Origin of the sequence: Vreelandella venusta, from assembly GCF_007989605.1 — a bacterium.
GTDB lineage: Bacteria > Pseudomonadota > Gammaproteobacteria > Pseudomonadales > Halomonadaceae > Vreelandella > Vreelandella venusta.
In genome coordinates, this window is sequence record NZ_BJUL01000018.1 from 1 (window position 1) to 24,082 (window position 24,082).

The 24,082-nt window shown below is 50.1% G+C and carries 22 protein-coding genes and 2 pseudogenes; 8 read left to right on the forward strand and 16 right to left on the reverse strand.

All coding sequences use genetic code 11. The features are described 5' to 3' along the window. Positions 1 to 125 (forward strand): 2-oxo acid dehydrogenase subunit E2 (locus HVE01_RS16090; RefSeq protein WP_146945102.1); only part of this gene is annotated, 125 nt, incomplete at its 5' end. Between the two features lie 140 nt (positions 126 to 265). Here HVE01_RS16090 and HVE01_RS16095 read toward each other — a convergent pair. The 8 genes from HVE01_RS16095 to uraH form a co-directional block, all read right to left on the reverse strand. Then, the gene (locus HVE01_RS16095; protein WP_146945103.1) at positions 266 to 997 is read right to left on the reverse strand and encodes a GntR family transcriptional regulator; all 732 of its coding nucleotides are present in this window, start codon (positions 995 to 997) and stop codon (positions 266 to 268) included. Positions 998 to 1,120: 123 nt separating this feature from the next. Continuing rightward, entirely contained in the window at positions 1,121 to 2,443 is a 1,323-nt protein-coding gene (locus HVE01_RS16100; protein WP_146945104.1) for a glycerate kinase type-2 family protein, read from the reverse strand. A gap of 158 nt (positions 2,444 to 2,601) precedes the next feature. Next, a complete protein-coding gene (locus HVE01_RS16105; RefSeq protein WP_146945105.1) occupies positions 2,602 to 3,486 on the reverse strand; it encodes a 2-hydroxy-3-oxopropionate reductase in 885 nt (294 codons plus the stop codon). A 146-nt stretch (positions 3,487 to 3,632) separates the two neighbouring features. Further along, complete coding sequence (hyi, locus tag HVE01_RS16110; protein WP_125747005.1) at positions 3,633 to 4,409, reverse strand: hydroxypyruvate isomerase; 777 nt, start codon at positions 4,407 to 4,409, stop codon at positions 3,633 to 3,635. Between the two features lie 68 nt (positions 4,410 to 4,477). Further along, the gene (gene gcl / locus HVE01_RS16115) at positions 4,478 to 6,265 is read right to left on the reverse strand and encodes a glyoxylate carboligase (RefSeq protein ID WP_146945106.1); all 1,788 of its coding nucleotides are present in this window, start codon (positions 6,263 to 6,265) and stop codon (positions 4,478 to 4,480) included. Positions 6,266 to 6,616: 351 nt separating this feature from the next. Next, positions 6,617 to 7,414, reverse strand: a complete 798-nt coding sequence (locus HVE01_RS16120; protein WP_038483184.1) for an IclR family transcriptional regulator — start codon at positions 7,412 to 7,414, stop codon at positions 6,617 to 6,619. A gap of 190 nt (positions 7,415 to 7,604) precedes the next feature. Beyond that, complete coding sequence (locus HVE01_RS16125; protein WP_125747001.1) at positions 7,605 to 8,804, reverse strand: urate hydroxylase PuuD; 1,200 nt, start codon at positions 8,802 to 8,804, stop codon at positions 7,605 to 7,607. 92 nt (positions 8,805 to 8,896) lie between these two features. After that, the gene (uraH, locus tag HVE01_RS16130) at positions 8,897 to 9,259 is read right to left on the reverse strand and encodes a hydroxyisourate hydrolase (RefSeq protein WP_125746999.1); all 363 of its coding nucleotides are present in this window, start codon (positions 9,257 to 9,259) and stop codon (positions 8,897 to 8,899) included. Between the two features lie 517 nt (positions 9,260 to 9,776). Between uraH and HVE01_RS16135 the strand changes: the two genes are divergently transcribed. The 5 genes and pseudogenes from HVE01_RS16135 to HVE01_RS16155 form a co-directional block, all read left to right on the forward strand. Next, entirely contained in the window at positions 9,777 to 11,231 is a 1,455-nt protein-coding gene (locus HVE01_RS16135; protein WP_146945107.1) for a uracil-xanthine permease family protein, read from the forward strand. Between the two features lie 121 nt (positions 11,232 to 11,352). Continuing rightward, positions 11,353 to 12,990, forward strand: coding sequence for a methyl-accepting chemotaxis protein (locus HVE01_RS16140; RefSeq protein ID WP_125746994.1), 1,638 nt, complete (start codon positions 11,353 to 11,355; stop codon positions 12,988 to 12,990). Between the two features lie 68 nt (positions 12,991 to 13,058). Beyond that, positions 13,059 to 13,316, forward strand: a pseudogene (locus tag HVE01_RS16145) (PA0069 family radical SAM protein); the annotation flags it as partial. 98 nt (positions 13,317 to 13,414) lie between these two features. Beyond that, on the forward strand, positions 13,415 to 14,302 hold the full coding sequence (locus tag HVE01_RS16150) for a restriction endonuclease (RefSeq protein WP_146945108.1): 888 nt from the start codon (positions 13,415 to 13,417) through the stop codon (positions 14,300 to 14,302). Between the two features lie 210 nt (positions 14,303 to 14,512). Further along, positions 14,513 to 15,352 (forward strand): annotated as a pseudogene (locus HVE01_RS16155) (PA0069 family radical SAM protein); the annotation flags it as partial. On the opposite strand, the gene tyrS reads toward HVE01_RS16155, so the two are convergent. Beyond that, positions 15,349 to 16,617 carry a tyrosine--tRNA ligase gene (tyrS, locus tag HVE01_RS16160; RefSeq protein WP_146945109.1) on the reverse strand — a complete coding sequence of 423 codons (1,269 nt, stop codon included), beginning with the start codon at positions 16,615 to 16,617 and terminating at the stop codon, positions 15,349 to 15,351. The pseudogene HVE01_RS16155 and the gene tyrS sit on opposite strands and share 4 nt — an antisense overlap. 117 nt (positions 16,618 to 16,734) lie before the next feature. Next, complete coding sequence (locus HVE01_RS16165) at positions 16,735 to 17,577, reverse strand: helix-turn-helix transcriptional regulator (protein WP_198350429.1); 843 nt, start codon at positions 17,575 to 17,577, stop codon at positions 16,735 to 16,737. A 76-nt stretch (positions 17,578 to 17,653) separates the two neighbouring features. On the opposite strand from HVE01_RS16165, the gene HVE01_RS16170 reads away from it, so the two are divergent. Then, on the forward strand, positions 17,654 to 17,953 hold the full coding sequence (locus tag HVE01_RS16170; protein ID WP_125746988.1) for a winged helix-turn-helix domain-containing protein: 300 nt from the start codon (positions 17,654 to 17,656) through the stop codon (positions 17,951 to 17,953). 11 nt (positions 17,954 to 17,964) lie between these two features. Here HVE01_RS16170 and HVE01_RS16175 read toward each other — a convergent pair whose 3' ends face one another. Then, positions 17,965 to 18,744, reverse strand: coding sequence for a sulfite exporter TauE/SafE family protein (locus HVE01_RS16175; RefSeq protein ID WP_198350428.1), 780 nt, complete (start codon positions 18,742 to 18,744; stop codon positions 17,965 to 17,967). A gap of 57 nt (positions 18,745 to 18,801) precedes the next feature. Here HVE01_RS16175 and HVE01_RS16180 point away from each other — a divergent pair, with 57 nt between their 5' ends. Beyond that, a complete protein-coding gene (locus tag HVE01_RS16180) occupies positions 18,802 to 19,686 on the forward strand; it encodes a LysR family transcriptional regulator (RefSeq protein WP_146945110.1) in 885 nt (294 codons plus the stop codon). Between the two features lie 109 nt (positions 19,687 to 19,795). Here the strand turns inward: HVE01_RS16180 and HVE01_RS16185 are convergent, their stop codons facing one another. The 5 genes from HVE01_RS16185 to HVE01_RS16205 form a co-directional block, all read right to left on the reverse strand. Then, entirely contained in the window at positions 19,796 to 20,677 is an 882-nt protein-coding gene (locus HVE01_RS16185) for a DUF2797 domain-containing protein (RefSeq protein WP_146945111.1), read from the reverse strand. Then, entirely contained in the window at positions 20,661 to 20,945 is a 285-nt protein-coding gene (locus tag HVE01_RS16190; protein WP_038483142.1) for a YeaC family protein, read from the reverse strand. Before HVE01_RS16190 ends, HVE01_RS16185 begins: the two co-directional genes overlap by 17 nt. Positions 20,946 to 20,956: 11 nt before the next feature. Next, positions 20,957 to 21,808: a rhomboid family intramembrane serine protease gene (locus HVE01_RS16195; protein WP_146945112.1), complete on the reverse strand. Its 852-nt coding sequence runs from the start codon at positions 21,806 to 21,808 to the stop codon at positions 20,957 to 20,959. A gap of 206 nt (positions 21,809 to 22,014) precedes the next feature. Further along, positions 22,015 to 23,001 carry a metallophosphoesterase gene (locus HVE01_RS16200; RefSeq protein ID WP_125746980.1) on the reverse strand — a complete coding sequence of 329 codons (987 nt, stop codon included), beginning with the start codon at positions 22,999 to 23,001 and terminating at the stop codon, positions 22,015 to 22,017. A 1-nt stretch (position 23,002) separates the two neighbouring features. Next, complete coding sequence (locus tag HVE01_RS16205; RefSeq protein ID WP_146945113.1) at positions 23,003 to 23,968, reverse strand: NAD(+) kinase; 966 nt, start codon at positions 23,966 to 23,968, stop codon at positions 23,003 to 23,005. Between the last annotated feature and the right edge of the window lie 114 nt (positions 23,969 to 24,082).

Sequence of the window (24,082 nt, forward strand, 5' to 3'; positions counted from 1 at the left end):
AACCGCGCTTAATGATGCCGCTCTCGCTCTCCTACGATCACCGGGCAATTAATGGTGCGGATGCCGCCCGCTTTACGGCCTTCCTGACCGATGTGCTGACGGATATACGTCGATTGCTGCTGTAATCGTCTCAGCGTAAGCCACCAGCGGCGCCCAGTAGGGCGCCGCTTTTTTGAGACATCTGTTTGAGGCATTGAAATCTATTGTTAGCGAAAAACTGTAATTAGCGAAAACCCGGGGCTAACGAAAACCTAGTGCTAGCGAATCACGCCCTAACGGATTTACCGCCTAGAATAGTCATCAAATCGTCGTTTTCCGGCTCTTGAGACGACAGCACCAGCAAAGACTCTAAGCTATTAAGATGCGTGTATATCGCCTGCTTAGCCGCCTGCGCATCACCACTCGCCAAGTGCCCAAGCAAGTTGGCATGGTCGCCTTCCAAGTAGCAAGAAGACAAGCCTGGACGCTTATAAAGAGCAATGACAATTGACGTTCGCAAGACGAGATCGGTCAGCATCGCGCCCAAAATACGATTCGGGGCATGCTGGGCAAGGAGATGATGAATATTGAGGGAGTGTTCGATGCGTGACGGTTCGTCACTGTTTTCAAAAGCCTGCTTTTCGAGGGCGACCTGCTTCTCTAACGCTTTGTAAGTCACCACATCCAGCTTACCCGCCAACAGCGAGACAATCTCACCTTCCACTAACCTACGCGCGGAAAACGTCTCTCGCGTTTCGTCAATCGAAGGCGCTCTGACGCGGGCGACCTGATTTGGTCGTTGGTCGATAACATGTTCTGCATCAAGCCGTGTTAACGCTTTACGCACCACTGAACGGCTGACTCCAAATACATCGCCGATGGTGACTTCAGGCAGTTTTGTATTCGGTGCCAGTCGCTGCATCAGTACCGCAGACCGGATGTGTTCAACAATATCTTGATCGCTAACGCGGCCTTCTTTCGTTTTGGTAAAACCTTTCTTGTGCCAGCCGAGGGTCATGGCTTAACTCTCTAATGAACCTCGACGAAACTTATCATGTTTACCCCTCAGACAACCACTCAGAACCACGCAAAACAATGTCTTAACGGGTAATCGGGTCGATATTCGGGCACAACCACAGCCTTACGACGGGTTGGGTAGAATAAGAATCGCCCGGAAATCGTTAACATTGGTTCGGGTTGGCCCCGTCACCACAAGGTCATCTAAAGCGTCAAAGAAACTGTACGCGTCGTTACGAGCAAGATAATCCTGTGCAGAAAGCGTTAATGCCTTCGCCCGCTGCCAGCATTCAGGCCCAATTAACGCGCCTGCGTTATCTTCAGAGCCATCAATTCCATCGGTATCAATCGCAATCGCATAAATGCCATCACACCCTTTTAGCGTATCAAAAAGCCCCAGCAGGTACTCAACGTTGCGCCCTCCTCGACCATTACCACGCACGGTAACGCTGGTTTCGCCACCTGACAGTACCAGCAGCGGACGAGTAATTTCAGATTGCAACTTGCACGCCATACGTCCTTGGGCAATACCTAAATCTCTCGCTTCTCCCTCAAGATCATCACCTAACACTCTTACCTCTAGGCCACTCTCTTCGGCACTGAGCTGGGCGGCCTTCAGTGCGTCGCGCGCGCGGGCTAGGATAGTCGATTTGTCCCGTGCAAATCCTTGGTTCCAGGTCTGAGGCGCACGATGATCGGCCATTAAATGGCGCTGCACATGCTCAGGCACCTCAATCTCATGGCGGTTTAAAATTGCCAATGCATCTAACGACGTTGTGTTATCCGGCAGCGTCGGGCCTGAGGCAATTAAGGAAGGCACGTCACCAGGAACATCCGAAATAAGTAGTGTCACCACTTGAGCAGGATGCGCTGCAGTGGCCAACCGCCCGCCTTTAATTGCAGACAAATGGCGTCTTACGGTGTTGATTTCACGGATCGGTGCACCGCAGCAAAGCAGCGCCTTATTCAGAGCCTGTTTATCTGCTAACGAAATGCCGTCCGCCGGCAGGGTCATTAACGCGGAGCCGCCGCCGGAGATAAGTGCGATCACTTGATCGTCTTCACCCAGGCCTTTTACTTCATCAAGCATGCGCTTAGCGGCTTGCTCACCCAGCGCATCAGGCATTGGATGAGAGGCTTCCAGTACATCGATATAGCGACAGGCTGCCCCATGCTGATAACGGGTCACTACTACGCCTGTTAAGTCGACCTCTTCGCCTGACTCACGAGCGCGTTTTTCCCACGCCAACTCTAATGCACGCGCCATGGAGGCGGCGGCCTTACCCGCGCCCACAACGACAGTTCGGCCTGGCGGTTTTTCAGGCAACTGGGCAGTTAATAAGCTATCAGGATGTACCGCAGCAATGGCCGTTTCGGCCAGTTGAATCAGCCACTGGCGGGTCGCCTCTTCACTGGTAAAAGGCGCCAGGCGAACAAGGGAATTCATCAAAAGACTCCTCGGGCAGGGATCAGGAAAAGGGCTCAGAAAGGAGCTTAGAAAAGAACAAAAACACAGCGCTTGGAAAGCTTAGTAAAAAGAACTTAATGCTTAAAAAAGAGCTTAATGGCAGGCCAACAGGCGCTGGCCTGCCTGACAAAGGCGCGTTATTGGCCTACCTCATGGTCTGCCAGCTTCTCTAAAGCGCGCACAATACCCGCGTGATCCCAATCCTGGCCCCCGTTGGCGACACATGCTTGGAACAACTGCTGTGCATTGGCGGTGCCTGGCAATGACAGATTTAACGTCCTGGCACCTTCTAACGCCAAGTTGAGATCTTTCTGGTGCAGACGAACGCGGAATCCAGGCTCAAAGGTGCGCTTGATCATGCGCTCGCCATGAACATCAAGGATTTTCGATTGAGCTAAACCGCCCATCAGTGATTCACGCACTTTAGCGACATCAGCACCCGCTTTAGAGGCAAATAACAACCCTTCTGCCACCGCTTCAATGGTTAGCGCCACCACAATCTGGTTGGCCACTTTACACGTCTGACCTGCACCATGACCGCCGATGTGGGTAATCGTCTTCCCAACAACGTCCAGATATGGCTTGGCGCGCTCAAACCCTTCCGTTGTTGCGCCCACCATGATGGTAAGTGCAGCGTTAATTGCACCACCTTCACCACCAGAAACCGGCGCATCGACAAACTCTCCGCCCGCATCGGTAATGCGCTTGGCAAATGCCTGGGTCTGCATTGGAGCAATGGAGCTCATATCAATCACTAGGGTGCCGGGCTTCAGGCCTTCAATCACGCCACCCTCACCAAATAACACGCTTTCGACATCGGGCGTGTCGGGCACCATGGTGATAATGACGTCAGATGCCTCAGCCACCGCTTTGGGTGAAGCGACTTCACTCATGCCTTTTTCGGCAAGCGCAGCATCCAAAGTACCGCGTTTAACAGTCACCAACGAGTGACCAGCGTCGAGCAGGTGCCCCGCCATAGGACGACCCATAATGCCTAAGCCAATAAAACCAATCTTACTCATAATTGTTCTCCATTCGCGTCTTTTAGAAACCAACCTATTGTTTCTAAATGATTTAAATTTCGTGAATTAGCGCCCTTAACGACCGGCCTTTAACGACCGGCCCTTAACAACCAAGCATTCACTTGCCTGATTTAAGTCATACGGGGTTAACGCGTTTTATCTAACCAACCTAAACCTTCTACCGTCGTGGTCTTGGGCTTGTACTCGCAGCCGATCCAGCCGTCATAGCCAAGCTGCTGCAGGTGGCTAAATAAGAAGGGATAATTGATCTCACCCGTTCCTGGCTCATGGCGCCCCGGGTTGTCCGCCAACTGCACGTGAGCGATACGTGCAAAATGCTTTTCAATAGTGGGCGCAAGATCACCCTCCATGATTTGCATGTGGTAGATGTCATACTGGAGCTTTAAGTTATCGCTGCCGACTTCGTCAAAAAGTGCCAACGCCTGCTCGGTGCGATTAAGGAAAAAGCCTGGAATATCACGGGTGTTAATAGGCTCTGCAAGCAGCAAAATACCGGCTGCTTTGAGCTTTTCGGCAGCGTAGCGAAGGTTCTCAACCAAAGTACGGTGAGCCTCCGCATCACTAACGCCCTCAGGCTGAATACCCGCAAGGCAGTTCACCTGCTTGCACTCAAGCGTAGTGGCATAGTCGATCGCTTTATCCACACCGGCACGAAACTCTTCTACCCGGTCGGGGTGACAAGCAATGCCTCGCTCACCAGCTCCCCAATCTCCCGCAGGTAAGTTGTGCAGTACTTGGGTTAGGCCATTCGCATCCAAGCGCTGCTTGATGTCAGCTGCCGCATAGTCATAGGGAAAAAGGTACTCAACCCCTTTAAAGCCCGCCTTTGCGGCAGCCTCAAAGCGATCAAGAAAATCGACTTCAGTGAACAGCATACTGAGATTCGCGGCAAACTTAGCCATAGTGTTCTCCTAACGTTTTAGCGTCTTAATAACGACTTCAGCGACTTGCCTGGAAGCACCTTGGTGCCTTACGTCAGGCTGGCGATAGAGCTCGGTGCATCGGTTAGGTTTTCAGCTAACGCTTCGAACTCATTAACCCCATCAAGGTCAGTGCCCATCGAGATATTGGTAACCCGCTCTAGAATGATTTCCACTACGACCGGCACACGGTATTGGCGCATTAGCTCACGCGCTTTTTCTAACGCAGGCGCAATCTCATCGGGTGTAGTGACACGCAGCGCTTTACAGCCAAGGCCTTCAGCAACCGACACGTGATCTACGCCGTACTCAGCGAGCGCCGCTTCTTCGTCGGTGTAGTTGATGTTTTTGAACGACAGCTGGACACAATAATCCATATCGAAGCCACGCTGGGCCTGGCGAATCAAACCGAGATAAGAGTTGTTCACCAGCACGTGGATATACGGCAAGTTAAACTGTGCCCCAACCGCCAGCTCTTCGACCATGAACTGGAAGTCGTAATCGCCTGACAGCGCAACCACTTCAGCATCAGGATCGGCACGGCAAACACCCAGTGCAGCAGGCACTGTCCAGCCTAGTGGCCCAGCTTGACCACAGTTAATCCAGTGACGAGGCTTGTACACATGCAGGAACTGAGCGCCGGCAATCTGCGACAAACCGATGGTGCTGATATAGCGCGCATTTTTGCCAAAAACCTTGTTCATTTCTTCGTAAACACGCTGCGGTTTCACCGGCACATTATCGAAGTGCGTTTTGCGCAGTAGCGTGCGCTTACGCTCCTGACACTCTTCGGCCCAGGCACTACGGTTTTTAAGCTGTCCGCTGGCCTTCATTTCACGCGCGACGTCGATAAACAGGTCCAGGGCAAGCTTTGCGTCAGAAACGATGCCGTAGTCAGGTCCAAAAATACGACCTATTTGCGTAGGCTCGATATCAACATGAACAAACTTTCTATCTTTTGTATACGTTTCAACATTGCCAGTGTGTCGGTTTGCCCAACGATTACCAATCCCCATGACAAAGTCAGAGGCCAACATGGTCGCATTGCCGTACCGGTGCGACGTTTGCAGCCCCACCATGCCTGCCATCAATGGGTGGTCATCAGGGATCGTTCCCCAGCCCATTAGCGTCGGGATCACCGGCACGCCGGTTAGCTCAGCAAATTCAACTAATTGCTCAGCAGCATCGGCATTGATGATACCGCCACCGGCCACGATCAGCGGCTTATCGGCTTCGTTGAGCAGCGTCAGTGCCTTTTCAATTTGGGCACGGGTTGCTGAGGGTTTATAAGCCGGAAGTGATTCATAGGTGTCTGGGTCAAACTCGATCTCGCTCATCTGTACATCGATGGGAAGATCGATCAATACCGGCCCTGGACGGCTAGAACGCATAAGCTGGAAGGCTTTCTGGAACGCGCGCGGTACCTGTGCAGGTTCCATCACCGTGACGGACCACTTGGTCACCGGACCAGCAATCGTCTGAATATCGACGGCCTGGAAGTCTTCTTTATGCATCTTGGAGCGAGGTGCTTGGCCAGTGATACATAGAATCGGAATTGAATCAGCACTGGCTGAATACAGACCCGTAATCATATCCGTGCCTGCGGGGCCAGAAGTACCGATACACACACCAATGTTGCCAGCGGTTGTGCGGGTATACCCTTCCGCCATGTGTGAGGCGCCTTCCACGTGGCGTGCTAACACGTGATCTACGCCCCCTACTTTACGCATCGCAGCGTAGAAAGGGTTGATCGCAGCACCTGGCACGCCAAAGGCAACATCAACACCTTCATTTTTCAGGACGTGAATGGCGGCTTCTGCAGCTGTCATTTTAGCCATCACAACTTCTCCTCGAAGAGTGAATACACTTAGTATTCATTTTTGTATTTAATTTTGTATACGAGACAATATTCAAAGTATGCGCCATCCGGCACACTGTCAATATTTAATGGAAAATATTTCCACTAAATTCATCAGAATCAACAAAAAGCATTTAAAATCAAATGCCTAACATGAATTAAATTAAGTAAAAACACGCACATGGGAGCACACGAGTGACTAACGAAACACGCCTAGCAGTGGTAAAACAGGCATGCCAACGGGACCGGTGCTTTTGCATCCAGTCCATACCTTGGTAGACATTGTGTAGATTTACCCCCGCGTGCAGAGCGCTATTGCCATCTGCAACATCTAGCCATCGCGTTTCGCAAGGACTTGATCGTGCCCGAGCATATCGGAGATTGTTCTCGCGGCTTCTTGCACCAGCGTTTGCAACTTGGCTCGCTCATCTTCGGCAAACTCATGTACCGGCACCATGATACTAACGACGCCCTCCACTACCCCATCATGGTTGTAGAGCGGGTAGGCAATCGACGAAATTCCAAAGTGATAGTAAGAGTCGGCAATGACATAACCACGCTGACGGTCTTCCTGAACTAGATCCCACAGCACATCCCGCCGAATGGGGGCGCCAAGCTCTTTATTAAGCAGTTGATCGTCAGGATAGAGCGATTCAAATTCCTCTTTTGATAGGTCTGTCAGCAGTAGTCGCCCTAGTGACGTGCAGTGCAGTGGAATTCTTGTTCCAACGCTAACGCGACGAATTGTGGCGTTAGTGGCGCCCACACGTGCCACATAAACGGCATCCCTTCCATCGCGAACCGCAATATGGCTTGAGCAGCCGGTTTGCTCGCATAGCGACTCAATGACGGGGTGGCCTACCTGAACAACATCTAATGAGGCCACATATTCAAAGCCCAGCTTTAGCACGTTAACACCCAGCGAATACAGCCCAGTGACCGGGTGATGGCGCAGAAACCCCATATGCTCTAAGGTCTGTACTGCGCGATATGACGTCGACTGGGGATAGCCAACGCGTTTGACGATCTCAGCAAAACTCATTTCACGATGATGACGATTGAGTTCCATTAAAATCGTCAGCCCTCTTTCAAGCGCGGGAATTAAATGCTTTTTTTCCTTATCACTCATGGCGGGTTAACTCACTTCGTTATTTGTATTATCGAGATAACGTAAAACCCCCAACGCCTGCACAAACCTACTACTGGCCGATTGCCATTCATGATTTAAAGCATGCGTTAAGGAACTCAGCTAATACAGTAGCTAACACCGCTAGAGCGCTAGAAAGTGCTAGCTACTGACCTCACAACGAGCGAGCTAGTTACTCAGACCACTCTCCAATCAAGGCGCGCTCTTCATCTGTCATACTGGTCATGTTGCCGAGAGGCATGTATCCACTGGCTACGACCTGCTGAATGCTCTCTTTGTGATGCAAAATTTGCTCAAGGTTATCGTAGGCAAAGCCCGCAGGAGGAGCAGAAAAACCAGGTTGTGTTGGCGTTTGGGAATGGCACGCAACGCAGCGCTGCTCAACAACCGCCTGCACATCAGTAATATCTGGACCACTCTCTGCACTAGCATTAGCTTGCTGGTTAGCTGGCATCCCTATCCAAAACGCCACCATAATCAAGGCAACGCCTGCGGCAGGGTAACCAGGCCGTATTTTGCCAGCATGCATCAACACGAAATACTGACGAATTAAGGCACCCGCAAAAATCAGCAATGCCATGATGACCCATGCATAAGCGTGAGAGTATGCAAAGGAGTAGTGGTTACTGATCATTAATAAGACAACGGGTAACGTAAAGTACGTATTGTGTACCGAGCGTTGCTTACCACGTTTGCCGTCTAACGGATTTGGCGTTTCGCCAGCTTTCATTGCCTTAACAATGCGGCGCTGCCCAGGAATGATCCAGAAGAACACGTTGGCAGACATCGCTGTTGCCATAACAGCCCCGGTCAATAGAAATGCGGCACGACCTGAGAACATGTGAGTACTCAGATACGCGACGACTACCATCATGATCGCAACACCAATACTTAATAGGCCATCGCGCTCCATGTTGGGGCTGATGCGTTTACACATTTCGTTATAGACCACCCACCCCAGCAACAAGAAGGTCAGCGCTAAAACGTTGGCCTGCCAGCCGGTCATATTGGCAGCCCACTCCCAGCTACTATTGGGGTTAACCAAGTAAAAGCCAGGATTAAACATGTACAAAATGATGAATAGAGCGAAGCCAGACAACCAAGTGGTATAAGCCTTCCAGAAAGACCAGTGGAGGTCATCAGGCAGCTTTTCCGGGCTGGTAGCATATTTCTGATTATGGTAGAAACCGCCGCCATGCACGGCCCACATTTCACCAAATACGCCTTTTTTACGGCAATTTTCATCTTTGGGGGATTTCAAGCCATTATCTAGCATAACAAAGTAGATAGACTCACCAATCCAGGCAATCGCGGCAATAACGTGTAGCCAGCGAAGCATAAAGTTAGAAAAATCAATTAAGTAGGACAGCATATCGGCTTCCTCGCCTCATTTGTTTATTGTTAGTCGGCAGCATTATGTTTTTTATCAGGGCTATTTTTAGTAGGACGATTGGTTAAGCCTCTTTAGCTGCCGCGATACGTTGAGTAGGCATAGGGCGATAGCAGCAATGGCACGTGATAGTGCTGTGTGGCGTCATTGACCCCGAAGCGAAGCGGTATCACATTTAAGAACGCAGGCCCGTTATTATTGGCAACTCGACCAGCCTGACTGGCGAAGTAGTCGCCTGCATGAAACGTCAACTCGTACTCCCCTTCTTGTAGCTCGTCGCCATCTAATATGGGATGGTCACAGCGGCCATCATCATTGGTGGTTACCGTTTTGAGGAAGCTGCGCTCACCGTTAACGACACGGTACAGATCAATTTTGACCCCCTCGCCTGGGCATCCTTGCGCAGTATCCAGAACATGAGTTGTTACGTAACCCATTGGTTTCTCCAATATTTTATTAATGTAATTAGAGCCACTACTATGTCTTTTTCCTATGTATTGCTAACCATCAGCAGCTCAACAGCGGATGAGACACGCCACAGCTCAAAACCCAATGACTACATTTCTATATAAAAAATCGACACATTTCAAAGTATTTTTGTATACATTTTTATTTGGCAGCGCTATGCACCTCATCGAGCACCACAATTTTGACGCAACTCTAGCTGTTCAAATTTTCTTGCCTAGGCGACGACCAGGCATCTAAGCACAAGCCTAGCCCTGGTGGCAGGTCCCAAAAATAAATTAAAAATCAAAAACTTGAACAAGAAAATTGATAGGCGTCGCTGTGCAAACATCATGCTATTTGTCGCAGCAAGAAGCGCTATTAGCCAAATAGATGAGCATAAACAGGGCGAAATTATTTATTTTCAGCAGATTTTTTGTGTACAGTATTAACTTTAAAAATGAACAATAATTTCAAATCATTGAATACAACAACAAAGGAGAGTCCTTCATGAGTGACGCCACATCCTCGTCTGAAGAGCGAACGCGAATAGATGGAAAGAGCACCTCCCTCTTTGATTTTTATGGAAAACCTAAATTCCTAAAGGTACTGCCACTTTCTCTTCAGCACCTACTCGCCATGATTGCTGGCGTGATAACTCCTCCTATTATCGTTGCTGGGGTCGTCGGCGCGAGCGTTGAAGAAAAGCTTCTGCTTATTCAGATTGCTGTGCTGGCATCAGGTGTTTGCACTGTGTTTCATCTATATGGCGTGTGGAAGTTCGGAGCGCGCTTACCTGCCATTTTTGGCGTCGGCTTTGCCTACGTACCAACGCTTGTAGCAGTTGGCGCTCAATATGGAATTGAAGGCATACTCGGCGCCCAGTTGATTGGCGGTATGACTATGGTCGTGGTGGGTTATTTCATCCAATACATTCGCCACTTGTTCCCCCCTGTCGTGGCAGGAACCGTGGTGTTGGTGATCGGTCTGTCGCTATATGACATCGCTATCCGTTATATGGCAGGCAGTGGAAACGTCAATGCGGCCAATTTTGGTGACCCAATCAATTGGATGGTCGCTGTCGTTACGTTGCTCACTGTCTTAATTGCTGCCCAATTTGGTAAAGGAGTGATTAAGCTCTCAGCCATTATTGTCGGTATTGTGGTGGGCTATTTACTCTCCCTATCGCTGGGCTTGGTTAGTTTCGACAACGTCGCCAATGCATCCTGGGTAGCCGTTCCTAAACTAATGCCGTTTGAGATGGAGTTTCACACCGCGGCCATTGCTTCAATGGTGGTTATTTGTGTTATCAACTCCGTGCAAACTATTGGGGATTTATCTGCCACAACCGTTGGCGGCATGAACCGTGAGCTAAAAACAAAAGAACTTACCGGTGGCCTGCTCGGCAATGGTTTAACCACTACCGTCAGCTCTTTCTTCGGTGCCCTGCCCACCTCCACGTTCAGCCAGAATGTTGGCATCGTAGCCATGACCAAGGTAATTAGCCGATACGTGCTGGCACTGGCAGGTATTTTTATGATTCTGGCGGGTCTCAGTCCGAAATTCGGCGCAATAATCACGACGATTCCTTACCCCGTTTTAGGTGGTGCAACAATTACTGTGTTTGGCATGATTACCATGACTGGCATCCAGTTACTGGTTAAAGATGAGATGTCCGCACGTAATATGACCATCGTCGGCCTTGCTCTAGCACTTAGCCTGGGTATCGCTGCTGAGCCATCCGCTATTGAGCAGTTTCCTGCAGTATTAAGAGACTTGATAGGTGGTGCCCCCATTGTTGTAGCCGCTATTACAGCTTTCACGCTGAATATCGTCCTACCCAAAAAATCTCTTACCGATGAGGCTAAAGAGAGAGAAAAAATTGCTAACGAAGATAAAGACACTAAGGACGAAGCCCATAACCAAGGCGATAACCTTAGTCAACGTAGCGTTCATGCCGAATAATGATTTATTAATTAGCAATAAAAGCATCATTTAAAACATGCACGACGCTTTAGAACTGCCGTTAGCCCGGCAGTTCTATTTCTCTATGCAGAACATAATAATGAGACGATTGGAGTGACACATGCACCGCTTAAACAATCTAACAATGAGAATGAGCTGGTCACTCGTTTTATGCGCTTTTCTGACATTACTGCTGCTGCTGAGTGGCACTGGCCTCTACGCGGTCAATCATAGCCAGGAAAGTATCGAGCAATTTACCAACGTTAACGTCAATCAACAATCGACACTGAACAGAACCAATTCGTCGCTACAAAATGTACGTTTACAAATGGGCCGTCTGTACGAAGAGCTGCTAGAGGCACCCCCTTCTCTTACTGCCGTTGAAAGACGCCAACGAGCGGATGAAATGCGTCATTTGCTTGAAAACGCAGACAATGTGTTCACTGAATTTCTTGCTTTACCATTCAACCCGTCTCATGAGCACTTCGTTCGTGAAATAGAGAGTAGCTTCAATAACATGATGAGTCACCAGCTACTTCCTCAACTTGATTCGCTTTATCAAGGGAACACTGCTGACTACCAACGCCTGCGCAATAGCACCCATGCTGCCTATGACACATTTTATCAAGATGCGGTTAATTTTTTTCATACGGTAGAAGACGAAGGTAATCAGCGCTTGGATAACTTCTCTTCAGTGGTCAACTTAGCTAATTCCGCTATTGTCAGTGTATTCATCATCGCGTTAATCATTACTGCCATTGTCTACTGGGGCGTGAGCGTCAACTTAATTCGCCCAACGCAGCGCATCAACGAGCACTTTCAATATATTGCTAAAGGTGATCTTTCTAGAGAAATTGAGGTGCATGGCCGAAATGAAATCGGCATTCTCTTCAACTCGCTACGCAACATGCAAAAAGATTTGTTGGAAACGGTGGCAACCGTGCGTCATAGCAGTGAAGAGGTTTTTGCAGGCGCACGAGAAATTGCGTTGGGCAACCAAGATCTCGCCTCGCGAACCGAGCGTCAGTCCGCTTCATTAACACAAACTGCCTCCAGTATTGAAGAAATGACGGCCACTATGGAACGTAACAGTAATAACGCAGCGCAAGCTAGCCGCGTTGCTCAAGAAGCTGCGCATAATGCACAGCAAGGTGGCGATGTCGTGACTCATGTGGTGAGTAAAATGCATGAGATACGTCATAGCTCGCAACAGATTACCGACATTATTGGCTTAATTGACTCAATCGCCTTTCAGACCAATATTTTGGCGCTCAATGCATCCGTTGAAGCAGCCCGAGCAGGTGAACATGGTCGAGGGTTTGCCGTGGTCGCCAGTGAGGTTCGCTTGCTGGCAACACGCAGCGCGGATGCCGCAGCGGATATTCGTCAACTGATTGCAACGTCAGTAAGCCAGATAGAATCAGGTACTCAACACGCGGATTTAGCCAGTGAGTCAATGGTCGCCATTATGGAATCCGTTAAGCGTGTTACCACTTTAATGGATGAGATCGCAGTCGCTAGCGAGGAGCAACGTGTTGGCATCAACGAAGTCAATAGTGCTATTAGCGAAATGGAGCAGACGACTCAGCAGAATGCCGCCATGGTGGAGCAAGCCAGCACCTCCGCCACTCAGTTAGAGCATGAAGCTGAACGGTTAACCGAGGTTGTGCTTAGGTTTAAACTCAACGCCAGCGCTGCAAACACCCAATCAGGTGCCCAGTTGGTTTCGCTAACTCACCAAGCTGTACCTTGCACCTAGAGCTAAACGCCATATACTGTATATAAAAACATATATGGCAATTCTAGTCCGTGCAGAGGTGGCAACTAATGGCTTATTCCCCTTCCAGCACTACTGTATATAAAGGGCGCGGTGCGACCTACGATCCGCATAACCGCTTCGCACCAACCTGCAGCGTGGTAGAGGATGATGGCTGGTGGCATGAGGAGGCCTCTACTTCGCTTGCAACGGAGGTACGCGAGGAACCCAGCAAAAGCGCGCTTTCCTGGAACCGTTCACCAGATTTACCCTTTGACCGCTCACTCAATCCATTTCGCGGCTGCGAGCATGGCTGCCTATGTCACGCTATAAGACACAAGGCCATTTTGCGAAGCTCAACCTCTTGCTTTCGTATAGATGACTGAGGATCATTGTGTAATTTACTGACCACCATCAAGGAACGAAAATGTCTGAAATGCAGAAAGAGCTTGAAAGGCTTGTCATGGGCGGTTCGATACCTATGTCGAGCTTTGGGCCGAGAATGCATGTTATAAACAAAATTCAAGAATTTAATTCTGCGGCTTGGACATTTGGATTTTGTAGAGGCGCAGATTTCTCTGCTGACGATATGGTCTTATCGCTGATGCAACTGGAAGATGATTTTTTGAAGCATGTTGGAATACACTCCGTATTTCTGAAAACCATTTCTCCAAAATTTGAAGAACATCTTCCAATTCTTTTGACAAAAAAGGATAGGGCGATACGCAAGGATGAGTTTGGCGACACTGTTCACAAGGATTGGTTAAACTACCTTGGCAAATATTATAAAGAGAAAATCGAACCGTTTACCGCTGGTTTGCTTGACAGCGTAGGTGATGATGTCTTCGAACATTTCGATACAGCTCGGATGAATCACTTTGCCTGGAATGCAATGAATAAGGACGATGTTGTTCGTGCAACATTAAAAACCTTAGATTTTTTCATTGAGTTCAAGAGAGCTGATTTTGTTCCGTCAGATATTGATATGTCTGGGGCAGAATATGAGGCGAAACTTGCCAGCCAAATTAATGCCGATACGGCTTGGCATGCCACACTAACCAAGGCATCTGGCGACCAAGGTGCAGATATTCTGCTATCAAAATCTCAAATGACGATTGTCGTTCAAACAAAATATCATGCTGCGAAGGTTGGGAATAGCGCCGTTCAAGAAGCGTTTTCTGCTAAAAAATACTATGGTGCGGATTTGGCCTTTGTGATTTCTAACTCTGGATTTACTAACTCGGCAGGTGAATTGGCTGATGCAACTGGTGTTAGATTATTTTCAGATGGAGAGCTGATGGATTTTCTTAGCTAAAAGTCTAAAAGACCATGCAATACATGACTTTTGTGTATTGCATGGTTTATGGCGATACTCACTACTTTGCATAGCTCGGATTCTGTATCAGATGGTGATCCGGTGCGTATGAGGTGCCAAGCTCCTGCTTTTTCGATGAGAAACGAATGTAGGGGTAGCATTTCCGTGGCATCTGACCAGCCTCAAAAGACGTTGTGTCTTTTAGAGTAACACGGCTGCATTTACTGCTACGCTCGCCCTTCCCACGCCTACTGGGATTTGTCACCGGGGCTCGATTTTGAAACTAAATTAATCGCCCGCACAGGCTTAGTTGAGCACTTAACAGACGAGCTTAGCCATCCCCATTATGTCTGTCGTCCTATCAACCTTTCCGGCAACACCGACTGTTACCAGCCATTGGAAGCAAAATACCAAACAACTCGTCGTTTATTAGAGCTGCTACTAGCATGCAGGCACCCGGTCACCCTGGTGACTAAAAGTACGCTAATACTGCGGGATTTAGACCTGCTCGCAGCAATGGCCGAGCATCGCTTAGTACGGGTGTTTGTTAGCCTGACAAGTCTGGATGCCAATCTAAAGCGTACCTTGGAACCCCGGGCGGCCTCGCCTCAGGCGCGCTTAAAAGTGATCCGCGAGCTCAACACCGCAGGCATTCCAGTGAGTACGCTGGTCTCACCGATTATTCCTGGCCTTACTGATCACGAAATTGAACGTATTCTAGAAGCAGCCAGCCGTGCAGGCGCGCGCACAGCAACGTGGATGCTGCTGCGCCTACCCCATGAAGTCGCACCGATGTTTGAAGCATGGCTACAAGCCCACTACCCGGAGCGAGCCACTAAGGTAATGAGCCTGATTCGCCAATGCCGAAGCGGCCAACACTACGATGCACAATTTGGTAAACGCTTCCGTGGTGAAGGCGTCTTTGCCGACTTGATTGCCCAACGCTTTAATCGCGCCAGCCGCAAGTGGAACATGCAGCCACGCACCGAACAGGGCCTGAACACCCACGACTTTAGACCACCACGGGCGCAAGGAGATTTATTCTATTAGCGTGCGCGCTTAAACAGACAGAAGTGCTTTTTGCCTTTTTGTACGACCCAATAGGTATCAAATAACGCGAAGCTTTCCTCCAAGCGGGATTGCACGGCCCGTTCGCCGTTGAGACGTACTGCCCCCTGCTCAATCAGCTCACGGGCTTGGCGTTTAGAGCCAACTAAACCACCTTTAACCAGTACGCTGTCTAACGACTCTTCTGGCGATACCTGAATACATGGCAAACCATCTAACGCTAGTTGTTCAAGTTCATGCTGCGTTAGCGTAGCTACGTTGCCGCTGAAGAGCGCTTGGGAAATACGCTGTGCAGTCTTTAGCCCTTCACTTCCATGCACGAAACGCGTGACAGTTTCCGCCAGTACCTTTTGTGCCTGGGGCTTACCTGCCACGGCTCGATCATTGGCTTCAATCTCGTCAATCTCATTGCAGCTAATAAAGGTGTAGTAGCGTAAAAACCGGTAGACATCGCTATCATCCGTGTTTAGCCAAAACTGGTAGAAGTTATAGGGCGACGTTTGCTCTGGATCGAGCCATACAGTGCCACTTTCGGTTTTGCCAAACTTAGCACCGTCTGACTTGGTAATAAGGGGCAGCGTCATCCCCATGACCTGCTCACCATTAAGACGGCGGGTTAAATCAATACCGCTGACAATATTGCCCCACTGATCGTTACCGCCAATCTGTATAGTGCAACGCAGCGTGCGGTTTAAATAGGCAAAGTCGTAGGATTGCAGTAGTGCGTAGCTAAACTCGGTGAACGACATTCCCTGATCGGGGCGCTCTAGCCGCTGCTTGACCGATTCCCGATTAACCATAGCATTTACGGAGAAGTGCTTGCCCACATCACGGAAGAACTCAATCACATTAATTTCGTTCATCCAATCTGCATTATTGACTACCTTAAATGGCGCCTCTAAGTGCGCAGCCATCAGCCAGTAGATCTGCTCTTTTAGCGACTTCCCCCAGCCTTTAACAGTGTCAGCAGAGTTGAGCGATCGCTCGGTGGCTTTGAAACTAGGGTCACCAATCATGCCTGTCGCACCGCCAACCAAGGCAACACCATGATGCCCAGCATCTTGAAAGCGCTTAAGCATCAAAAGTGGCACTAGATGCCCAATGTGTAGACTGCCCGCTGTCGGGTCGAAGCCACAATAGATGGTTTGCGGGGTACTGAGTAGCTCGTTAAGCGCCTGCTGTTCATGCGTTGACTGCGCAATCAGCCCACGTTGCTGCAGGTCCTGCAATAATGCCGTCGCGTCCATGATGCTGCCCTTTTGCAGTTAATTAATAGCATTAGGCTAAGGCGCACCTCGGTAAAGAACGATATCCCGATAGGGATAAATAGCGACAATAGAGACAAAGGCATTGCCCCGCAGCGATCAGGGCCTAGCCGACGCCGCTACAACATGATTTAGAAACAGGCTGAATAGCTCACTCAGTGAGACAACGCCCAACTGGGCATAAATGCGTTTACGGTGATTCTTTACCGTACCGTGGCCGATGGCTAAGTATTCAGCAATTTCCTGGCTATCCATTCCCTGTACCAACAATGCAGCAACCTGTTGCTCCCTTACTGTTAATAGCGTTTTCCCAAAGCTACCAACAGATTGGCGCAGCATTGCCGCGATATCACAATTCACTGTCGCACTAGCCAAGTGGAAAGGAGTATTCCAGTGCTGCTGGCAAAGCGCAGAAAGTACGCTCAGGTAGCCAGCTATCTGATTAAGCTCGACGTCAGCAAAGCGCGCCTGCTGTACAGCGTGACCCTCTAGCTTTCCCAGATATACGACAATCCAACGGGCTTCACTTAGGCGCAACGTTATACACAATTCATCTCGCCAGCCTGTTTGCTGGTAAAAATCTTGTTGGTAATAGGCATTTTTGTCACTAAATGAGCGAGTATCTTTTGGTGTAAACACTCCCTCTTGTTGGTGCTGGGCAAGCAGTAACAAAAACGGGTCATCCTGGTAGGCATCCATTAAGTAGCGCTGGAACAGAAGCTCTCGCTGCTGATGCAAAGAATCGAATAAATAAATAGGATGCTTACCGGGCCGGTAACCGATAATTACAGCGCAGTCGAAGGCGACTAACCGATTTAGCAGCTTGATAAAAGCGGACGTAAATTGGGTAGTGCGCAGTGCACTGATAGCATTAGCAAGTGCTTTACTAAGCTCACTCGAAGATGCAGCCACGTTACGATGCATCACGTTATCGTTAACCATGACTCTATAAACCTTAAAGTTACGTTATGCTGCTTGCATTATTCTACAACACTTTTGATTTCCCACAGGACAATGCATGACTGTTGCTTTGAGCAAGACCAAATCAAGTTTTTACCGCCGCTTGTATGTCGCGCATTTAATTGACCATGGCGTCGCAAGCGTACCAGCGTTAATCGAGGCCACCGGTATGCCTCGGCGTACCGCGCAGGATACTATCGCCTCACTTGCGGAGCTGGATATCGAGTGCGTATTCGAGAAAGGCGAAGGTGAGCGGCATAATATTGGCCACTACCAGATACGTGACTGGGGGGCGATAGATCCTAGCTGGGTTGCTGCTCATGCGGAACGGCTAAAGGTGGCACTTGGCTATTGCTGACGCACAAGTACTTAGCGAAAGGGACGTGACATCAGGTCTACGGCCAGCAGCGACAAGGTTAGCAAAAACCAACCACGAAACTGCCCTGTCGATATACGGCTTCTAATCAAGCCCCCCAACCACATACCGGCTAATGCAGGCAGTACCGCGTACAGCGAAAGTGCCAGGTGCACGGTTTCCAAAGAGTGTTGCAGCGCTAGGCTGCTGAGTAGCGCCAGGGTAGAAACCGTAAACGAGAGTCCCAATGCTTGGATCAGTTCGTTCCTGGCTATCCCAAGCGCTTGCAAATAAGGCACAGCAGGAAGTACAAACACACCTGTTGCGCCTGTAATCCATCCGGTCAAAAGGCCGATAATGGGTGACAACCAGGACTCATGTTTGGGCAAAATATTAATAGCAGGTGCCCAAAAAGAGTATATGGAATAGAGCATTAAGGCGCTCCCCAGACTAAACGCTGCCCAGTCTGCATCTAGCTGGCTCAATAGCGGCGCCCCCAAAAAGGCCCCCACGGGAATACCAAGCATCATGCTGGAAAAGCGGCTTAGCACGTGCCAGCGATAACCGCCCTTCAAGAACTGCCAGACATTGGTAATTAATGAAGGAACTATCAATAACGCAGCGGCAACAACGGGTGAGTAAAGTGCCCCCAGCAGAGCCATAGCAACGGTAGGCAACCCCATTCCGGTTACCCCTTTGACCAAGCCTGCCAGCAGGAATGCGCCCAACAACCAAATTAGCGTAGCAATATCGTTTGTCATGGCGACATTGAAGCGCGGCGGGAGCCCCGCCACAATCAGGTATTTTCCTCTCAGGCTTCGGCTCAGCCTTAGGGTGCAATAGGAGCTTTTATGCGCTTGGATTTATCAGACCTTCATCTTTTTCTGTGCATTGTTGAAGCAGGTAGCATCACTCAAGGGGCCATGAATGCTCACCTAGCCTTGGGTTCTGCCAGTGAACGCCTGCGCCGTATTGAGGCCGATGTTGAAATCAAACTGCTTGAACGCCATCCTCGCGGTGTCATGCCAACAGAGGCCGGAGAAGCCCTAGCCCACCACGCTCGGCAAATGTTACTGCAGCATAAAAAAATGCGTGGTGAGCTTAAGGCATTTGCTGAGGGGCTGTCAGGAACGCTAAGACTGCATGCCAATACGGCTGCACTTGCCTCGTTTTTACCTGGCAAGCTCGCGCCCTGGTTACAGGCCCACCCTTCGCTGCATATGGACGTTAAGGAGCGAACCAGTCTAGCGATCATTCAGTCAATCCAAGCCGGCATTATTGAGGGGGGAATCATCACCGATGTGGCTAACGCAGAGGGCTTAAAACGCGACATTCTGGCGCCTGACCATTTAGTCGTTGTGGTGGCCAAGGAGCATCCACTATCTAGCCAATCATGGATTAGTTTTCACGAAGTTGTCGGGCTGCCAATGGTTGGATTGAGCGAGGAAAGTGCCTTGCAAACTCAAATCGAAGAGCAGGCTCGCCAGCTTGGGGCTTCATTAACCCTACGGATACGCATGAAAGGGTTTGGTGAGCTGTGCAACTTAGTAGCCCACCAAGTAGGCATCGCCATTATTCCTAAAGGCATTGCGCAACAATGGCTACGGCGTTACGACCTTAGCGCTGTAAACCTAAACGACCCGTGGGCCAAACGGCAACTGTGCTTGTGCTATCGCGATGAAGCATCACTGTCACCGGCTATGCAAAGCCTGTTTACTCATTTACGGCTTCCCTAAGCACTGAACGAGAACTGCCCGCCCGCCGTTTGGGCTATCCTAATCACTCAGCATTAAGCGGCACGCTGAGCGAGCTTACTGCCATGGCGAGCACTAACATTAATGATGGCTAGTTAGGCGGCGACGACGAGACAGCAATTTCGTAACCGGTGAATTTACGCAGGTTAATAACCCCGGTATCAAAGATCAGGTACTGCCCTTTTACACCTTGAAGAGTACCTTCAATCAGCGGCTGCTTATCAAAGTTATGGGACGTGACTTTAGTTGGAAAAGTCGCCACGGGATAATGGAAGTTCAATGGCGTTTCATCCAGCGTGCGAATGGCATCCTCGCCGTGCATATCACGTAACTGCCCTAACCCATCGGCTAGCAGGTGAAAAAGACGGTCACGCTCTGCGCACAAATCCAGTGGCTTCACTTCGCCTTTAAGCATGGCGCGCCAATTAGTTCGGTCTGCCACCTGCTCTTTAAAGAGCATTTCGACAAAACCAGACTGTTGCCGGGTGTTTACCTCAAGAATAGGCAGCGCCTGTATGGCACCTTGGTCCAGCCAGCGGGTCGGCATTTGCGTTTTGCGGGTGATACCTACCTTCAAACCGGATGAGTTGGCTAAGTAGACTACGTGTGGCTGGAAGCAGTGCTTTTCACCCCACTCGGGGTCTCGGCAGGTGCCCTGATGATAGTGGCAAGTCTCAGGTTTCATGATGCAGGTATCACACTGGGCTAAGCGCTTAAAGCAGGGGTAACAGTAGCCTTGAGCAAAACTTTTTTTGGTTGCCCGCCCGCAGTGGGTGCAAGCAATCGCGCCGCTCCAGGTAAGACGCATCGATGAGCCAATACGCTCATTGAGTGGCATTCGATGGTCGCCCGCACGAAGGTGATACACCACCTGACCATCTTGGCGGCTTGGTAAGTCAGCCGCCATTTTCTGCAAACATCCTTGCACCGGCGATGCTACCGAGGCAAACAGATCATCAGTCACGCGTGGCATCCCGGGCAAGGCCTGCCATTTCTGGGGAAACACCGGCACCGGTCGCACCAGCACCACAGGTACGCTGCTCCAGATAACCAACACGGCTCTCTTCAGGAACGTTATTCTCCACCTCAAAACGCATTACCGCCTCCAGGCACAACTCGGTCTGTTCTGGCGTTAAATACCGGCCATCGGGCCATTTGCGCAACGCAACTGCCTGCTTAAGGCTTTCGTAAATAGCAGGCGTCATTTGGTTAATCATTTTATCGAAGGTCATGTCACTCATCGTAGGCACCTTTAATGTTTGCTTCGTTTAGATGAATAATACCAGCCTGTAACCAGCCCCACGAGCAACCCGCCCAAGTGTGCTTCATTCGCTACATTGCCAAACCCCACGCTACCGGCAATATCGGTCATGGTGAACACCATCCAGCCCAGCATGAAGACGACCAGCATCTGGGGGACGAAGAATCCGCATTGCGGGGCACGATAGGACATCAGCCACACATGAGCCAGCAAGGCATAAACCACACCCGACATACCGCCAAACAGCACGGTGCCAGTGACATATTGCGCAATGTTAGCGCCAATACCGGCAACCACAAGCAGTAGCAGCATGGTACGGCTACCCTGGAGCTGCTCGATTTGACGCCCGAAGTACCATACCCACATCAGGTTGAAGATCAAATGCATCCAACCAAAGTGTAAAAACGCAGGCGACAGTAAACGCCATACTTGGCCAGACATAACAGTGTCACTAAGGCTGCCATATACGAGCTGCCCGCCTGAAACGCCCACCGGCACGATGGTCAGCCCTACAATCAGTAAGTCGCCAAATACCCCTGTTAGGGCAAAAACTAATAGGCTAATACCAATGATTAGCGCTGTAACCGGCACTTGGCGCAACACCGGCACCAAGCGATTCATCCCGCTTCGGTGGTGGGGTCGAACAGTCTCGGTAATTAGCGGCTCGCCTCGCTCCCAGCGGCTAACCAACGATCTCATTTCATCATGCTGACGCGGGTCGGCAACCCATAGCAGCTGGCCATCTGCTTCATCGGTTATACGATGACCAATACGGTAGTGCCATAGCGCTTTACGCAGCTCTTTTGTGTCCGCGCCCGTGGGTAAAAGCATTACTGGATGCATGGCAGTTCCTTTCAACCAATAAGAATCGGCGCAACGTCACGCCGCGTCACCAACGGATAGACGAAAAAAATCCGGCGGAGGGGGCCGCCGGATCAAAAAGCAAGGGATCATTCAAGGGAACACTTACTCTGATAACCGACAACACCGTTAGTTCAGCTATTTTGAAAAAAATATGTAACCGAGTGTAAAGATTAACAATATCGCTATTAATCAAAATCTATTTCCCACGGTTTAGGCAGTGCACGCTCCTCTCTTGGCACTTGTATCCATACAAAATGATCGGCATTTAGGCGTGTTTCTCCGCTCCAGCGATAAGCCACTAAACGGCCAAATTTCACCGCACTATAATCCAAGCAGGCAATATTGTGTGCTGGTAAGGCGGGAATACCTTCGCACCAGTAATGGCCGATAAATAAAGGTGGCTGTTCAGGGCCATAATAACTAAGGCGCTGTCGTTCAGTATCGGTCAGCGCCCTGGTCTCTAGATCGCCAGGAAGGTTATCTGGTTGAAATACCACGTCCCCCCACTGTTGAGGGTTTGCTGACCAAAAGTGCGCACGAAAACTCTGCCTAGTAAAGCCATCGCCTGAGTGTATCGCAATGCCCTTGGGTAACGGTATATGAGGCCCACGGGTTAGACGATCAAGTATACGAAAGGCTTGTGTTGAGGGGTCCGTGGACTCAACCAGAAAGTGGTTGTCCATGCAGGCGTTGGGGGCGCGCTGTTTAAGCTGTCGAATTAACTCGTCATCCCAGCAGGCATGCACCACACGAATCCCATCCAGTTCAAGACATAGCGGAATCGTCTTAAACCACGCCAAGGTGTCTTCCCACTCATTGGTATAATCGCGGTACTGGGCCAACGTGTCTTCAATAATACGGTTATGGCGCGGCGTATGTTCGCGCAGCCAGCGTTTGTTGCTCCCAGGGGGCGCAGGATGCGTATAGGCCAGGGCATTGTATTCATGGTTACCCATAACAATATATGCTTCGCCCTCTTCAACCATCCGGCGAGCGATGGTAACCGCTAGACGAATACGCGGACCACGATCAATTAAATCGCCTAAAAAAATCACTTTTCGGCGTGGATGACGATACACCCCACCCCGCTGATGATAGCCAAGTCGCTCTAATAACGCTGCCAGTGTTGCGCCACAGCCATGTACATCTCCGATTAAATCGTAACCCTCCATATCAATCCCCTAGCCGATGGCTCCAGCCGAGTTTACTGCGCAACACTTCATAGAAGTTATGCCCAATAGGATGCACGAGCTGAACGCGCTCTGGTTTTCGTTGGATAACGAGCACATCGTCAGGTTTTGCCACGGCACGAGTTTGCCCGTCGCAGCTGATATGGGGATAGGTCTGATTGGTTTCACCAATGTGGACACGGATTTCACTGGCAGCGTCAATCACAATAGGACGACTCGACAGCGTATGGGGGAACATAGGCACCAACGTCACCACATCCAGCTTGGGGTGCATGATTGGCCCGCCGCCAGAAAGTGCATAGGCAGTTGAACCGGTGGGCGTGGCAATAATTAAGCCATCACTACGTTGGCTATACACAAACTGTCCATCAATAAACAGTTCGAACTCAATCATGCGCACCGCTTTACCGGGATGAACCACCACTTCATTGAGCGCAGCACCACTACCCACCGCTTTACCGTTTCGGTACAACACGGCATCTAGCAAGAACCGCTCTTCAACTTCAAACTCTCCCGCCAGCACTTCGCCAACCCGGCTTTCTAGCTCATCAGGGGAAATATCCGTTAAAAAGCCTAGCCGCCCCCGGTTCACACCTAACATCAATGTACCGCTAAGACATAGCGTACGAGCAGCCCCAAGCAGGCTACCATCCCCCCCCACAACAATAACCAAATCGCACAGTTCCCCCAGCATGCGTCGGCTAGCTTCAGGCAGTCCATGGTTCGGTAGAGCCGTTGCTGTGCGGTCTTCAATCAGAACTTTATAGTCGTGGGCAACTAGATAGCTGACCAACCGCTTAAGCGAATCGACCACTTTGTCGCTGCCTAAACGACCGATTAAGCCGATTGTTTTAAAGGAAGTCGCTTTTTTAAGTGGCGCATCTTCTGAAGGCTGCGTGCGCTCGGCATGGCTCAAGGGTGCTAAACCTGACGATGGGGTGTTAGACATGGACAACTCTCGCTGGCATCAGCCCACATTATGGAGAGTATGAGGGTGTCGAGCAAATTGCCCAGCGCGACGCAAAACCGCTGGCTACTCTGGGCAAAAACAATCGCTTGAACT